At 69.7% G+C, this 15,098-nt stretch carries 14 protein-coding genes; 6 read left to right on the top strand and 8 right to left on the bottom strand.

What is annotated here, in order from left to right; all coding sequences use genetic code 11:
- Positions 1-67 precede the first annotated feature (67 nt).
- Genes ACIF83_RS21955 through ACIF83_RS21945 form a run of 3 tightly spaced genes read left to right on the top strand, consistent with a single transcriptional unit; the run spans position 68 to position 2,654 of the window.
- Positions 68-952, top strand: a complete 885-nt coding sequence (locus ACIF83_RS21955) for an ABC transporter substrate-binding protein (protein ID WP_393466800.1) — start codon at positions 68-70, stop codon at positions 950-952.
- Positions 949-1,890: an amino acid ABC transporter permease gene (locus ACIF83_RS21950; protein WP_399729137.1), complete on the top strand. Its 942-nt coding sequence runs from the start codon at positions 949-951 to the stop codon at positions 1,888-1,890. Before ACIF83_RS21955 ends, ACIF83_RS21950 begins: the two co-directional genes overlap by 4 nt.
- Positions 1,887-2,654: an amino acid ABC transporter ATP-binding protein gene (locus ACIF83_RS21945; protein ID WP_393466794.1), complete on the top strand. Its 768-nt coding sequence runs from the start codon at positions 1,887-1,889 to the stop codon at positions 2,652-2,654. The genes ACIF83_RS21950 and ACIF83_RS21945 overlap by 4 nt, the downstream gene beginning before the upstream one ends.
- 12 nt (positions 2,655-2,666) lie before the next feature.
- On the opposite strand, the gene aroQ is transcribed toward ACIF83_RS21945, so the two are convergent.
- Positions 2,667-3,140: a type II 3-dehydroquinate dehydratase gene (gene aroQ, locus ACIF83_RS21940; protein ID WP_381657986.1), complete on the bottom strand. Its 474-nt coding sequence runs from the start codon at positions 3,138-3,140 to the stop codon at positions 2,667-2,669.
- Between the two features lie 208 nt (positions 3,141-3,348).
- Between aroQ and ACIF83_RS21935 the strand changes: the two genes are divergently transcribed.
- Positions 3,349-4,620, top strand: a complete 1,272-nt coding sequence (locus tag ACIF83_RS21935) for an MFS transporter (RefSeq protein ID WP_399729133.1) — start codon at positions 3,349-3,351, stop codon at positions 4,618-4,620.
- Between the two features lie 14 nt (positions 4,621-4,634).
- Here the strand turns inward: ACIF83_RS21935 and ACIF83_RS21930 are convergent, their stop codons facing one another.
- The 6 genes from ACIF83_RS21930 to ACIF83_RS21905 form a co-directional block, all read right to left on the bottom strand.
- The gene (locus tag ACIF83_RS21930) at positions 4,635-5,735 is read right to left on the bottom strand and encodes a calcium:proton antiporter (RefSeq protein ID WP_399729130.1); all 1,101 of its coding nucleotides are present in this window, start codon (positions 5,733-5,735) and stop codon (positions 4,635-4,637) included.
- Between the two features lie 157 nt (positions 5,736-5,892).
- A complete protein-coding gene (locus tag ACIF83_RS21925; RefSeq protein WP_399729127.1) occupies positions 5,893-6,894 on the bottom strand; it encodes a TerC family protein in 1,002 nt (333 codons plus the stop codon).
- 224 nt (positions 6,895-7,118) lie between these two features.
- Positions 7,119-8,984 (bottom strand): TerD family protein, encoded by a 1,866-nt coding sequence (locus ACIF83_RS21920; RefSeq protein WP_399729125.1) that lies wholly within the window; start codon positions 8,982-8,984, stop codon positions 7,119-7,121.
- A gap of 50 nt (positions 8,985-9,034) precedes the next feature.
- The gene (locus ACIF83_RS21915) at positions 9,035-9,613 is read right to left on the bottom strand and encodes a TerD family protein (RefSeq protein WP_393466780.1); all 579 of its coding nucleotides are present in this window, start codon (positions 9,611-9,613) and stop codon (positions 9,035-9,037) included.
- Positions 9,614-9,770: 157 nt separating this feature from the next.
- On the bottom strand, positions 9,771-11,918 hold the full coding sequence (uvrB, locus tag ACIF83_RS21910; RefSeq protein WP_393466777.1) for an excinuclease ABC subunit UvrB: 2,148 nt from the start codon (positions 11,916-11,918) through the stop codon (positions 9,771-9,773).
- A gap of 40 nt (positions 11,919-11,958) precedes the next feature.
- Positions 11,959-12,837: an MHYT domain-containing protein gene (locus ACIF83_RS21905; RefSeq protein WP_393466775.1), complete on the bottom strand. Its 879-nt coding sequence runs from the start codon at positions 12,835-12,837 to the stop codon at positions 11,959-11,961.
- Between the two features lie 279 nt (positions 12,838-13,116).
- Here ACIF83_RS21905 and ACIF83_RS21900 point away from each other — a divergent pair, with 279 nt between their 5' ends.
- The gene (locus ACIF83_RS21900; RefSeq protein WP_393466772.1) at positions 13,117-13,986 is read left to right on the top strand and encodes a glycerophosphodiester phosphodiesterase; all 870 of its coding nucleotides are present in this window, start codon (positions 13,117-13,119) and stop codon (positions 13,984-13,986) included.
- Between the two features lie 53 nt (positions 13,987-14,039).
- Positions 14,040-14,594: a methylated-DNA--[protein]-cysteine S-methyltransferase gene (locus ACIF83_RS21895; protein WP_393466770.1), complete on the top strand. Its 555-nt coding sequence runs from the start codon at positions 14,040-14,042 to the stop codon at positions 14,592-14,594.
- A 29-nt stretch (positions 14,595-14,623) separates the two neighbouring features.
- On the opposite strand, the gene ACIF83_RS21890 is transcribed toward ACIF83_RS21895, so the two are convergent.
- Positions 14,624-15,052 carry a VOC family protein gene (locus tag ACIF83_RS21890; RefSeq protein ID WP_393466767.1) on the bottom strand — a complete coding sequence of 143 codons (429 nt, stop codon included), beginning with the start codon at positions 15,050-15,052 and terminating at the stop codon, positions 14,624-14,626.
- Positions 15,053-15,098: the final 46 nt, after the last annotated feature.

The raw sequence follows: 15,098 nt of genomic DNA, 5'->3' as shown, positions 1-15,098 counted from the left end.
TTCCCAGTATGCGGACACTGAATGCCGTGACCTGGACAAACATGGGGTTCGCTGCCAATCTCCCGCCATGTACCTTGCCCCTCGCGCACTGCGCCGCGCGGTAGCCGCCGCCACCATAGCCCTGCTCGCCACCGCTGTCGGCTGTGCTCCGCAGCCCGAGGACAAGACGTCGGCCGCCCCGTCCGGGTCCGCCGAGAAGAGCTGCGCCAAGGGCAAGTTGGCCACCCAGACGTCCGGGAAGCTGACGATCGCGACGGACGAGCCCGCGTACGAACCGTGGTTCAAGGACGACAAGCCCGCGAACGGCAAGGGCTTCGAGTCCGCGGTGGCCTACGCCGTGGCGCAGCAGCTGGGCTACGACAAGAGCGCCGTGGTCTGGCAGAGCGTGCCCTTCAACAAGGCGTTCGCGCCCGGTGTGAAGACCTTCGACTTCGACATCAACCAGGTGTCGATCAGCACGGAGCGCAAGAAGGCCGTGGACTTCTCCTCCGGTTACTACGACGTGCGTCAGGCCGTCATCGCGCTCAAGGGCAGCAAGGCCGCCGAGGCGACGAGCATCGCGGACCTGAAGAACCTCAAGCTGGGCGCCCAGGTGGGCACCACGAGCCTCGACTACATCACCGACGTGGTGAAGCCGAAGCAGGAGCCCGCCGTGTACGCGAAGAACGACCAGGCCAAGTCCGCGCTGAAGAACGGTCAGGTCGACGCCATCGTCACGGACCTGCCGACCGCGTTCTACATCACCGCGGCCGAGGTGACGAGCGCGAAGATCGTCGGCCAGTTCGAGAACCAGGGCGGCACGCCGGAGCAGTTCGGGCTCGTGCTCGACAAGGGCAGCGCGCTGACCGCGTGCGTGACCGGCGCCGTCGACGCCCTGCGCAAGGACGGCACGCTGGCGCGGATCGAGAAGCAGTGGCTCTCCGACGCCGTCGACGCTCCGGTGCTCAAGTGACGGTCACCAAGGGCGAGTCCGCGGCGGAGGGGGCGGACGACAAAGGTGACATGGCCGGCGGCGCCGGGAACGCGGTGCCCGGCGCCAGTGACGGCTATGTGCCCTCCGAGCGGCGGCTGGAGCGCGAGCGCCACAAGCGGGCGCGGGCCCGCCGCGCCACGGCCGTCGCGGCGCTCTCCACCCTGGTCACGGCCGCCGTGCTCTACCTGGTCGTCGTCAACGCTCCGGGCTGGCCGCGCACCAAGGAGACGTTCTTCAGCGCGCAGTACGCGCGCGAGGCGCTCCCCAAGGTCCTCGAAGGACTGTGGCTGAACGTCCGCCTCCTGATCGTCTGCGGTGCCGCCGTGCTGGTCCTCGGCATGCTCATCGCCGTGGCCCGCACCCTGCGCGGCCCGGTGTTCTTCCCGCTGCGGGTACTGGCGGCGGCGTACACGGACTTCTTCCGCGGCCTTCCGCTCATCATCAACTTGATGATCGTGGTGCTGGGCGTGCCCGCGCTGCGGCTGCAGGGCGTGACGGTGGATCCGGTGCTGCTCGGCGGTACGGCGCTGACACTGACGTACTCGGCGTACGTGGCCGAGGTGTTCCGGGCCGGCATCGAGTCCATCCACCCCTCGCAGCGCGCCGCGGCCCGCTCGCTCGGCCTCACCAACCGGCAGGCCCTGCGCTACGTCGTGCTGCCGCAGGCGGTGCGCCGTCAGGTGCCGCCGCTGCTCAACGACCTGGTGTCGCTGCAGAAGGACACCGGCCTGGTGTCGATCGGCGGCGCGGTGGACGCCGTACGGGCCGCCGACATCATCGTGGGCCGGAGCCTCAACTACACGCCGTACATCGTCGCGGGCCTGGTCTTCGTCGCGCTGACCATCCCGATGACGCGTTTCACGGACTGGGTGACGGCCCGGATGGACCGGCAGCGGGCCCAGGGAGGATCGATATGAGTACGGCACCCCAGGGCGGCTCCCCGGTGCTGCGGATGGAGTCCGTCCGCAAGACCTTCGGGGGTTCGGTCGTACTTCGGGACGTCGACCTGGAGGTCGCCCCGCACACGGTGACCGCGCTGATCGGCGCCTCCGGCTCGGGCAAGTCCACGCTGCTGCGCTGCGCCAACCTCCTGGAGGAGATCGACGACGGAGCGATCTGGCTGGACGGCGAGGAGATCACCGACCCGCGCGTCGACCAGGACGCGGTACGCCGCCGTATCGGCGTGGTCTTCCAGGCGTACAACCTCTTCCCGCACATGACCGTGCTGGACAACATCACGCTCGCCCCGCGCCGGGTGCACGGCGTCTCTCGCGCGGAGGCCGAGGAGCGGGCCAGGGAGCTGCTGGAGCGTCTAGGACTGGACGACAAGGCAACTGCCTACCCGGACCGGCTGAGCGGTGGCCAGCAGCAGCGTGTGGCGATCGTGCGGGCCCTCGCCGCGCGGCCCCGGCTGCTGCTGCTCGACGAGATCACCGCCGCGCTGGACCCCGAACTCGTCGGCGAGGTCCTGGAAGTGGTCCGTGGTCTGAAGGGCGAGGGCATGACCATGGTGCTGGCGACGCACGAGATGGGCTTCGCCAGGGACGTCGCCGACCAGGTTTGTTTTCTGGACGGAGGGGTCGTGCTGGAGCGCGGCACCGCCGCGCAGGTCTTCGGCGATCCGCAGCAGGAGCGCACGCGGCGCTTCCTGCGGCGGATCGTGGAGTCCGGCCGCCTGTAGGGCCGGCGTGGGCTACGCGTCGGCCTGCGCCGCCCCCACCAGGGCGGCGACCCGCTCCACGCCGAACACGTAGCCCTGCACGCCGCAGCCCGCGATCACGCCGTCGGCGCGCAGCGAGACGTACGAGTGGTGCCGGAACGACTCGCGCTGGTGGATGTTGGAGATGTGCACCTCCAGTACGGGCATGCCGTCGCAGGTGTTGAGCGCGTCCAGGATCGCGACCGAGGTGTGGGAGTAGGCGCCGGGGTTGATGACGATCCCGCAGTGGGTGAGCCGCGCCTCGTGGATCCAGTCGACCAGCTCGCCCTCGTGGTTGGACTGCCGGAAGTCCACCGTGCCGCCGTGTGCCGCCGCCGCCTTGGCGCACATCGCCTCGACGTCGGCGAGCGTGTCCTTGCCGTAGATCTCGGGCTGGCGCTGGCCGAGGAGGTTCAGGTTGGGCCCGTTGAGAATCATGATCGGGGCGTTGGCCAGGGTGCGGGGCACGGTTCCTCCGGTCCGTTCGGGGCGGTTTCTGCGACCGCTTGCTCGAACCCGGTCTATCACGGCGCGCGGCGCGGGCGAGGGGTGCCTGCTCCGGCCGCCTCGGCGCGCGCCGCGGCTTGTTGATCACCTCCGTGCGCCCCCGTAACCCTTGATCACGGTGGGTAGTTGACGCAGTGTGCACGATGTACGGGCCGTAAGGGCCCCTTCCATGCCGCGGCTCGCGGCCGCCTCGCTCGCCGGGACCGCGATCGAGTTCTACGACTTCTTCGTCTACGGGACCGCGGCGGCCCTGGTCCTCGGCCCCCTGTTCTTTCCGACGTTCTCGCCGGTGGCGGGCACGCTGGCGGCGTTCGCGACGTTCGGGGTGGGATTCCTGGCCCGGCCGCTGGGCTCGGTGCTGTTCGGACACCTCGGCGACCGGCGCGGACGGCGGCCGGTGCTCGTCATCTCCCTGCTGCTGACCGGCGCTTCGACGGTCGCGGTCGGGTGCGTGCCGACGTACGGATCCCTCGGCGTGGCCGCCCCCGTGCTGCTGCTCGTCCTGCGCTTCCTCCAAGGGCTCGGGCTCGGCGGTGAGTGGGGCGGGGCGGTGCTGCTGACCGCCGAGCACGCGCCCGCCGAACGGCGCGCCCTGTGGTCGAGCTTCCCTCAGGTGGGGCCCGCGTTCGGCTTCGTACTCGCCAACGGGGTGATGCTCGCGCTGTCGGCGGCGCTGTCCGACGCGCAGTTCGCGCAGTGGGGCTGGCGGGTTCCGTTCTGGGCTGCCGGCGTGCTGGCCCTGGCCGGGCTGTGGCTGCGTTCGTCACTCACCGAGACTCCCGGATTCCTGGAGATCGACGACCACGCGCGCGTGCCGCTCGTCGAGGTCGTACGGCACCACGGGCGGCTGGTGCTGCTGACGGCCGGAGCGCTGGCCGTCGGGTACGCCGTGTTCTACGCGGTGACGACGTGGTCGCTGGCGTACGCGACCGAACGGCTCGGGGTGAGCCGCACCGTCATGCTGACGTGTGTCATGGCCGCCGTGGTGGTGAAGGGCGCGCTCACGCCCCTCATGGCACTCCTGGGCGACCGCTACGGGCGCCGGCCGATGTGCCTGGTGGGGTGCGCGGCATGCGCCCTGTGGATGCTGCCGATGGTCGCCCTGCTGGCGACGGGCGAGCCGCTGCTGATGTTCCTCGGCATCCTGGGCGCGCTGATCGCCTTCGTCATCATGTTCTCGGTGATCGCCGCGTATCTGCCGGAGCTGTACGAGGCGCGGGTGCGCTGCACGGGGGCCGCGGTCGGTTACAACCTCGGCGGGGTCCTGGGCGGTGCGCTCACCCCGATCGTCGCCACGGCCCTGGCGGAGCACGGCGGGCGCGTTCCGTGGGGTGTGGGCGTGTATCTGACGGGCATCGCCTTGGTGAGTCTGGCCTGTTTCGCGCTGCTGCCGGAAACGCGGCCCGTGCCCGTGCCGGCGGTGGAGCCGGTCACGAGCTGACCGGGACGGCCGCGCTACGGATTGATCGCCAGCTCCAGATAGGCCGCGAACACCACCAGGTGCACGCCACCCTGCAGGGGTGTGGCCCGGCCCGGCACCACCGTCAGGGAACTGACGATCACGGTCAGTGCGAGCAGCAGCATGTCCGTCGATCCGAGGCCGAGGACGAGCGGTCCGGACAGCCAGATGGAGGCGATGGCGACGGCGGGGATGGTCAGGCCGATGCTGGCCATGGCCGAGCCGAGCGCGAGGTTGAGGCTGGTCTGCACCCGGTCGCGCCGGGCGGAGCACAGCGCGGCGATGGTCTCGGGCAGCAGGACGAGCAGGGCGATGATCACGCCGACGACCGCTTGGTTGAGGCCGGCCGCCTCCACACCGGACTCGATGGTGGGCGACACACCCTTGGCCAGGCCCACCACGCCGATCAGGGCGAGGCCGAGCAGGCCGAGGCTGGTCCAGGCGGCGCGCGCGGAGGGGGGCGTGGCGTGGTCGTCGCCGGTGATGACCACGCCCTGTTGGGTGATCGGCAGGAAGTAGTCGCGGTGCCGCACGGTCTGGGTCGCCACGAACAGGCCATAGAGGATCAGTGAGGACAGCGCGGCGAACGTCAGCTGCACGGTGGAGAACTCGGGTCCCGGCTTGCTGGTGGTGAAGGTCGGCAGCACCAGGCTGAGCGTGGCCAGCGTCGCGACGGTCGCCAGGGCGGCACCGGTGCCTTCGGGGTTGAAGACCGCGGTCCCGTGGCGCAGGGAGGCGACGAGGAGACAGAGTCCGACGATGCCGTTGCAAGTGATCATCACGGCGGCGAAGACGGTGTCGCGGGCCAGGGTGGAACTCTTGTCGCCGCCGTCGGCCATGAGGGTGACGATCAGGGCCACCTCGATGACGGTGACGGCGATGGCGAGCACGAGGGAACCGAAGGGTTCACCGACTCGGTGGGCGACCACCTCCGCATGGTGCACCGCCGCGAGGACGGACCCCGCGAGGACCAGGGTCACCAGCGCGACGACCGCGCCGGGCAGATCACGACCCCAGGTGAAGATCAGCAGAACGACCGCGAGCACCGGCACGAGGAGCGTCCACTGGGTGGTGAGCGACCCGAGCCGAGTGATCATGAAGCGATCGTGGCAGACACGCACAGGATTCGCATTCCGCTCTTTTCGGATCCCTTCTCATCCTCTCCGTGCGGGGCACCAGCGCCGATACGGCCGGTACCCCGCAGGTCGATCGACGGTTCTCGCCTCCCGTGCCGTCCAGCCTCGGCCTCTGCCGTCAGGCGTCGACGCTGTCCTTCGCGGCACCCGCGCTCTCGCCGTGCACCGCCTCGGCGCCCGTCTGCTTCCTGGTGGCCATGAGGCTGGTGATGGTGGTGACGACGAGGACCGCACAGATCACGCCGAGCGAGACCGGGATGCTGATCTCGGGGACATGGACCCCCGACTCGTGCAGTGCGTGCAGCACCAGCTTGACGCCGATGAAGCCGAGGATGACCGACAGGCCGTACGACAGGTGGACCAGCTTCTTGAGCAGGCCGCCGATGAGGAAGTACAGCTGGCGCAGACCCATCAGGGCGAAGGCGTTGGCGGTGAAGACGATGTAGGGGTCCTGCGTCAGGCCGAAGATCGCGGGGATGGAGTCCAGCGCGAACAGCACGTCGGTGGTGCCGATGGCGAGCATCACGACCAGCATCGGGGTCATGACCCGCTTGCCGTTCTCCCGGATCCAGAGCTTGGTGCCGTGGTACCGGTCGGCCACGCCGAACCGGCGCTCCGCGGCCTTCAACAGCTTGTTCTCCTCGTACTCCTCGCCCTCCTCGTCGGCACGGGCCTCCTGGATGAGCTTCCAGGCGGTCCAGATCAGGAAGGCGCCGAAGAGGTAGAAGACCCACGAGAAGCTGGCGATGATCGCGGCTCCGGCGGCGATGAAGACGGCCCGCAGGACCAGGGCTATGAGGACACCGACGAGCAGGACGCGCTGCTGGTACTGCGAGGGCACCGCGAACTTCGCCATGATCAGGACGAAGACGAAGAGGTTGTCGACGCTCAGCGACTTCTCGGTGATGAAGCCCGCGAAGAACTCGCCGGCCGGCCGGCCACCGCCGAAGACGAGCAGACCGAGACCGAAGAGCCCGGCCAGGGCGATCCAGACGACGGTCCAGATGCCGGCTTCCTTGATCGACACGTCATGGGGCTTGCGCCCGATGAAGAAATCGACCGCGATCAGGGCGGCGAGACCCACGATGGTCAGGACCCACAGGGTCACAGAGACTTCCACTGCACCTCCGGCATTACGTAACGGCAAACACTGTCAGCGTTGTCGCTGCCGGAGGTCTCTTCCACCCGCGATGGGCCGACGCCCCGGGATTCACATCGATCCGTACTGACGGGTGCGTCGCAGTCAGGGAGTACTCCCCTCCGCCTGGAAGACAGTACCCCAATCACCAAGGAAAGGTAAAGTACTTAGTAAAAGAAAGACCAAATTCGCTGTTCAGGAGTCCTTTACCGATGCTTGGCGCGAGCTGCCGTCACCTCGGTGAGCACCTGCTGGAGGATCCCGCTGCCGGGCGTCACGAGCGAGGGCTCGTACGTCCATGCGTGGCCGACCCAGGGGTCCGCGAGGTGATCGTCGGGTACGGGGGTGAGTCGCATGAGCGAACGCCACAGCGGGTCGAGCAACGGACCGTAGGCCTCGGCGTCCGCACGGTCCGCGACCATCAGCAGATGCACGCCGACGGCCGGGCCCTCGTCGGCGAGATAGCGCAGCCGGGTCACCGCCCGGTCGTCGAAGCCGTGCGGGAAGTCGTTGACGATCAACAACTGCTGAGCGGTGTCGACGTCGGGTGGCAGCGCTTCGGCCGCGCCACCGCGCACCGCCATCTGCGTCAGGTCGACACGGCGGGTGAGCCGTCCCAGCATGTCCGCCACGCCCGCCGCGCCGCTCACGGTAGGCACCGCCACAGCCCCCGCCCGCGTCAACGGCAGAAGTGCCTGGGCCCCGGCACCGGCCGGGTCGACAACCTGCACGGCGAACTCCCCCACCGGGTGGACGGCGAGCAGCCGGACCGCGAGCGCCACCGCGGCGTCCATGGCCAGCCGGTGTGCCTCGGCGGAGTCCAGGAAGGTGTCATCGGGTCCTTCCACCGGGCCGCTGTCGATCCACAGCCCCCGCTCCAGCGGCAGCCTGACCAGCATGGGAATGCGCAGCGGCTCGCTCTCGGGCAGATGGAGATCGCCGAGCCGCACAGCCATCGGCGGCTCGTCCGGCACGCGGTAGCCGTGCCAGACGGGGTTGTCCCAGCAGGCGTACGCCGGCGGCAGCGCGGGCTCGACGACCTCTGACTCGGCGGTGAGCTGGGCGAGGTCCCGGTCGAAGACGGCCCGAGCCTGGTCGACCAGTTGGGAGTGCCGGGCATGGGCCGCCTCGCGCGTGGCCTGGCCCGCCGTGCCGAGCCGGCTGCGCGGATCGGCGAGGACCTGGTCGAGTTCCTTCTCCAGACGGGCGCCGGCGAAGTCGACGGCGCTGCGGTACGCGGCCGTGGTGCGGGCCAGATCCTCGAACATGCCCCAGACCTGGTTGTACAGCCGCTCCTCCATCGACCAGCCCACCGCGTCACCCGCCACGGGCTGGACAGGCTGTCCGTCCGGGACCGGGGGCGGTGGGACCGTGGGGGTACGGCGGCCGGGGTGGGTGTAGTCGATCGGGCCGCCCGATGTCCGAGCGTCGTGCGCGCCCTGCGCGTCGTACGGCTGTGCCGGCCGTGGGGCCGGAGAGCCGGCGGTCTCCTGAGGTTGTGGCACCGGTATCGCGCGGGCGAGGCTTCGGGACACCGCCTCCTGGATGCCCGCCGCGAGTGCTGCGGGCTGGGGCAGGCCCTGGTCGGTGAAGAGCGCGGCGAGACCGCCGGCATAGCCCTGGCCGACCGCACGAACCTTCCATGCGTCCTGCCGGCGGTACAGCTCCAGGGCGACGACGGCCGACTCGGCGTCCAGGCCGGTGAGGGTGAAGCGGACGATCTCGGTGCCGTCGAGGCCGGTGACCGCCGTGCGCGGGGCGGCGACCGCACCGAACCGGAGCGCGCCTCCCGGCTGCGTGGGCAGGGCCAGCAGCACGGTGACGCGATGGACCGCCTCGGGCAGGGCGTCCAGGTCGACGGCGAGCCGGTGGTCCGCGGCGGCCTGCCCGGAGACCTCGATCCCGGGCAGCGTGGGGGCGCCGGGGTGGGCCACCCACTCGGCGCCGTGCACTGTGCCGTGCTCGTCCCCGAGCGTGGCTCCCGCCAGGACCGGCACCCCGGCAGATATCCGGATCTCCAGCCGGACCTGCGACAGCGGGTGGTTCTGTCCCCGCACCAGCTCGGCCGTCATCGCCGACGCCCCCCTGTGTCGTGTTGTCGTGCGCGCCGCAGCGGCAGGTCCTACAGGTACGACCGGATCGCCGGCATCAGGTCCTGGAAGGTGCGGCCCCTGGCCGGCTCGCCCAGGGCGGTCATCGTCCAGCCCGAGCCCACACGGTGCACCTTGGCCATGATCTGGGCGGTGTACTCGCCGCCGCCCGCCAGCGTGTAGCGGGCCAGCTCCTGGCCGTTGGTCTCGTCCACGAGGCGGCAGAACGCGTTCTCGACCTCCTGGAAGGTCTGGCCCGTGAAGGAGTTCACGGTGAAGACGATCTGGTCGACGTGGACCGGGACGCGCTGCAGGTCCACGAGGATGGCCTCGTCGTCACCGCCCTGGCCGACGCCGCCGACGAGGTTGTCGCCGGTGTGGCGCACGGAGCCGTCGTCGCTCACCAGGTGGCGGAAGAAGACGACGTCGACCGGCTCCTTCTCGGCGAAGAGAACCGCGGAGGCGTCCAGGTCGATCTCGCGGGTGCGCGAGCCGAACAGGCCGCGCCGCTTCGCCGCCTGCCAGCCGAGACCCATACGGACCGCGGTCAGGGTGGCCCCGTCCTTCTTCTCCAGACTGATGGCCTGACCCTTGGTCAAGTTGACGGTCACGGCTGATTCCCCTCTCGATGGTCCCCTGTTACCGCACAGTGGGCGGCTGTCCAGCACCCTACGCAGGGGCACTGACAGTGCCGAACCCCGGCTCGCGCTTTGTGTCGGTGTTGCAACACGAGGCGCGTATGCCGAGGTCCAGCGGGGTCACGAAGGGTCAGGCGAGGCCCGCCTCCCGCATCTGGCGCAGTTCCTTCTTCATCTCGGAGACCTCGTCGCGCAGCCGGGCGGCGATCTCGAACTGCAGCTCGGCGGCGGCGGCGCGCATGCGCTCCGTCATCTCCTCGATCTGCTCGGCGAGTTCGGCCGCCGGGCGGTCCGTGGGCACCGCCGCCTCCGCCTTGCCCTTGGCGGCCTTGCCGACCTTCGCGCCCTTGGCCGCCTTGCCGCCGAGCGACGGGACGGGGGCCTTGGCACCCTTGCCGTCCTTCTGCTTGCGGTAGCCGGAGCCGAGCAGCTGTTCGGTGTCGACCTCCTCGCGGGCGATCTGCGCGACGATGTCGTTGATCTTCTTGCGCAGCGGCTGCGGATCGATGCCGTTGGCCTTGTTGTAGGCGACCTGCTTCTCCCGGCGGCGGTTGGTCTCCTCGATGGCCTTCTCCATCGCCGGGGTGATCTTGTCGGCGTACATGTGGACCTGGCCGGAGACGTTGCGCGCCGCGCGGCCGATGGTCTGGATCAGCGAGGTGCCGGAGCGCAGGAAGCCCTCCTTGTCGGCGTCGAGGATCGCCACCAGGGACACCTCGGGCAGGTCGAGACCCTCACGGAGCAGGTTGATGCCGACCAGGACGTCGAACTCGCCGGAGCGCAGCTCGCGCAGCAGCTCGACGCGGCGCAGGGTGTCGACGTCGCTGTGCAGATAGCGCACCTGGATGCCGAGTTCCAGGAAGTAGTCCGTGAGGTCCTCGGCCATCTTCTTGGTGAGCGTGGTGACGAGGACGCGCTCGTCCTTCTCGGTGCGCTTGCGGATCTCGTGCACCAGGTCGTCGATCTGACCCTCGGTGGGCTTGACCACGACCTCCGGGTCGATGAGCCCGGTGGGACGGATGATCTGCTCGACCACGCCGTCGCCGCGGGACAGTTCGTAGGCGCCCGGGGTCGCCGACAGGTAGACCGTCTGGCCGATGCGCCCCTGGAACTCCTCCCACTTCAGGGGGCGGTTGTCCAGGGCGGAGGGCAGCCGGAAGCCGTGCTCGACCAGGGTCCGCTTGCGGGAGGCGTCGCCCTCGTACATGGCGCCGATCTGCGGGACGGTGACGTGCGACTCGTCGATGACGAGCAGGAAGTCGTCCGGGAAGTAGTCCAGCAGGGTGTTGGGCGGCGAGCCGGGCGAGCGGCCGTCGAAGTGCATCGAGTAGTTCTCCACGCCGGAGCAGCTGCCGATCTGGCGGAGCATCTCGATGTCGTACGTGGTGCGCATCCGCAGACGCTGGGCCTCCAGCAGCTTGCCCTGCTTCTCCAGCTCGGACAGGCGCTCCCCCAGCTCCTTCTCGATGTCGTTGACGGCCCGCTCCATGCGCTCGGGGCCGGCGACGTAGTGGGAGGCGGGGAAGACGTACAGCTGCTGGTCGTCGCTGATGATCTCGCCGGTGAGCGGGTGGAGCGTGGACAGCGCCTCGATCTCGTCGCCGAACATCTCGATGCGGACGGCCAGCTCCTCGTAGACCGGGAAGATCTCGATGGTGTCGCCGCGGACCCGGAAGGTGCCACGGGTGAAGGCCATGTCGTTGCGCGTGTACTGGATGTCGACGAAGCGGCGCAGCAGTTCGTCACGGTCGATCTCGTCGCCGACCCGGAGGGGCACCATCCGGTCCACGTACTCCTGCGGAGTACCGAGGCCATAGATGCAGGACACCGAGGCGACCACGATGACGTCGCGGCGGGTGAGCAGCGAGTTCGTCGCCGAGTGGCGCAGGCGCTCGACCTCCTCGTTGATCGAGGAGTCCTTCTCGATGTAGGTGTCCGACTGCGGGACGTAGGCCTCGGGCTGGTAGTAGTCGTAGTACGAGACGAAGTACTCGACCGCGTTGTTCGGGAGGAGTTCGCGGAACTCGTTGGCCAGCTGGGCGGCCAGCGTCTTGTTCGGCGCCATCACGAGGGTGGGGCGCTGGAGCTTCTCGATCATCCACGCGGTGGTGGCGGACTTGCCGGTGCCGGTCGCGCCGAGCAGGACGACGTCCTTCTCACCGGCCTCGATGCGCTTGGCCAGCTCGGCGATGGCCGCCGGCTGGTCTCCGCTGGGCTGGTAGGGGCTGACGACCTCGAAGGGCGCCACCGTGCGTTCGATGTGGGAAACGGGCCGCATGGGATCCACCGTACGACCCCGCACTGACAACGGGTCCCGGTCAGCGGTTCTGCGGGGTGCGGGAGCCGTGGTGCCGGGAGCCGTGGACCGGCCGGTGGCCGACGTGCAGCGCCGGGGGGCGGTGCTGATGGGAGGGCACGGCGGCGGCCGGGACGCCCGGCTTGTCCTCGACGTCCCGCCGGGTGGGCCTGCCCATGACCATCAGCGGGTCGAACATCACGACGACGCCGGCGAGGAGCAGGAAGGCGAGCGGGCCGATCAGCATCGGTGCGAGCACCGTGGCAGGTGAGCCGCTGGTGGCGGAGCCGGGGGCGCTGTGCAGGTGGACGTCGAGGGCGCTCATACCGGTGTAGTGCATGCCGGTGACGGCGAGGCCCATCACCATGCTGGCCCCGACGCTCCACAGGAAGCCTCGGACGCGTCCCGCCGCCCACAGGGCGGCCGTGGCGGCCACGACCGCTATGGCGACGGAGGCGGCGACGGTGAGCGTGTTGTACGAGAAACGCCCGTCGAAGTGCATGCCCGCCATGCCGAGGTAGTGCATCGAGGCGACGCCCAGACCGGTGATCGTGCCGCCGGTGAACAGAGCGGCGCCGGTGGCGCCCCGGTAGCCGACGATGAAGATCCCGACGCTCACCATGACGATGGCGAGGCCGAGGCTCGCGTAGGTGATCGGCTTGTCGTAGTGGATCGGCGTCTCTTTGATGGTGAAGCCCATCATGGCGACGAAGTGCATGGTCCATATGCCGGAGCCGATCGCGGCCGAGCCGAGGGCCAGCCAGGCGGGCCGCCAGGAGTGCGTGACCAGCAGGGATCGGGTGGTGCAGCGCAGGCCGAGGGCGCCACCGAGGCAGGCCATCAGAAAGGCCACCAACGGGGTGACGACCCCGTAGCTGAATCCGTCGACCGTGCCCTGCATGCGCGGCTGCCCTTCCGCCCTGTTGCGTCCCGGAATTTCTGAAATGCGCCCCCGTCCCAGGACCGCGCCGGCGGTCAGGGTTGACGCAGAGAGTATGACCCGCACCGGAAGGGTCGAACGATTTTCCGGCAAAGAAACACGGCCTTGCCCCACTTGTGCGGCACCCGTGAGCGGACTTGGGCGACACCATTCATCGTGTGGCCGTCCTGCGCCCGCGTGGCGTTGACTCTCTGCTGTCAAGCTGATGCTGTCGGTAATCGCTCGACGCGAGGAGTCCGCATGTACGCGCGCGCAGTCGCCGCCACGGCAACCGCGATCCTGGGGACGGCAGCCCTGCTGAGCCCCACCTCCGACGCCCTGGCGGGCGAGGTCGGGGAGCCCACGGTGATCGCCCACCGCGGTGCCTCCGCCTACGCTCCCGAAAACACCCTGGCCTCCATCGACAAGGCCGCGCAGCTGGGCTTCTCCTGGGTCGAGAACGACGTCCAGCGCACCAAGGACGGCCAACTGGTCGTCATCCACGACGACAGCCTGCTGCGCACCACGAACGTCGAGGACGTCTTCCCGGGCCGGGCGCCCTGGAAGGTGAAGGACTTCACCGCCGCAGAGATCGCCCGGCTGGACGCGGGCAGCTGGTTCTCCCCCGCATACGCGGGCACGCGCGTGCCCACCCTGAAGCAGTACATGCGCCGGGTCGAGCACAACCACGAGAAGCTGCTCCTGGAGGTCAAGAACCCGGAGCTGTACCCCGGCATCGAGCAGCAGACCGTGCGGCTGCTCGGCAACGAGGGCTGGCTGGACCGGCGGCACCTCGGACGGCTGATCGTGCAGAGCTTCGACGCGGACAGCGTGCGTACCGTGCACAAGCTGAAGCCGGCTCTCACCACCGCCTACCTCGGCACGCCGTCCGTGGCGCAGCTGCGCAAGTACGCGCTTTTCAGCGACCTGATCAATCCCTCGTACGGGTCGATCTCCGCCCGTTACGTCTCCGCAGTGCATGCCGTCACCGGACCGCACGGCAGGCGGCTCGGGGTGTTCGCCTGGACGGTGGACGACGCGACCACCGCATGGAAGGCCGCGGGCTACGGCGTCGACGGGCTCATCACCAACAAGCCCGACGTGGTCCGGACGGCGCTGAGCACGGGCTGAGCCGGGACCGCGGTGCGGCGGGCGTTGTCAGTGGCGGGTCGTACGGTGGGCGCATGGACAGCCATGGGCAGGACGAGCAGCGGGTCGTGTGGGCCGTCATGGGCACCGGCATCGGCCCGCTGATGCTGGCGGCGACCCGCGAAGGACTGGTCAACGTCGTCTTCCACGCCACGGACGTGGTGCGCGAGCGGTCCCTGGAGCGGCTGGCGGCCCGGCTGGGCACCGCACCTGTGGAGGACCCGGACTCACCGCTGCTTGCCGAGGCGATACGGCAGCTCCAGGCGTACTTCGCGGGCGAGCGCCACGACTTCGACCTGCCCCTGGACTGGTCGCTCATCTCGGGCTTCAACCGGCAGGTGCTGCGTGAGCTGGCCTCCGGGGTCCCGTACGGCACGGTGGTGGGGTACGGCGATCTGGCCGGCCGGGTCGGGCAGCCGGGCGGGGCGCAGGCGGTGGGTGCGGCCATGGGCGCCAATCCGCTGCCGGTCGTCGTGCCGTGCCACCGGGTGGTCGAGAGCGACGGCGGCATCGGCGGCTTCGGTGGCGGTCTGGAGACCAAGCGGAAGCTGCTCGCCCTGGAGGGCGTGCTGCCCGAGCCGCTGTTCTGAGGCAGCGGGTCCGCACGCCCCGACTACGGTTACGCGTAGTGCCGGGCCTCGAAGACGTTGCCGTCCGGGTCCCGGAAGTAGAAGTTCCGCGTGGCGTTCCCGCGGGCACCGGAGGAGTCGTGGCCGATGTCGGACATGGCGACGTCGTGTTCGGCCAGGCGGGCGCGCAGGGCGTCGAAACCGGCGGACGACAGGGCCAGGCAGACGTGGTTGACGGGATGGCCGGCGCTCTCGACGGAGCCGGGCAGCATGTTCATGCGCTCCACGAGGCTGTGCGGCGCGAGGTCCAGGATCGTCTCCTCGTTGACGCGTACAGAGACGAACGACACCTTCCCTTCGGTGTACTCGGCGACCTTCAGCGGCTCCAGGCCGACGGCGTTCTCGTAGAAACCTGCGGCTGCGACCGGGTCGGCCACCCACAGGACGACGTGGTCGAGACGCGTGGTGTGGTCAGTCATGCGGTCCAGGCTGGTGGTGTCTCCCACAGACGGCAAGCGTTTAGCG

This window comes from Streptomyces sp. NPDC085866, from assembly GCF_044541035.1.
GTDB lineage: Bacteria > Actinomycetota > Actinomycetes > Streptomycetales > Streptomycetaceae > Streptomyces.
This window is presented reverse-complemented; position numbering and strand designations above follow the sequence as displayed.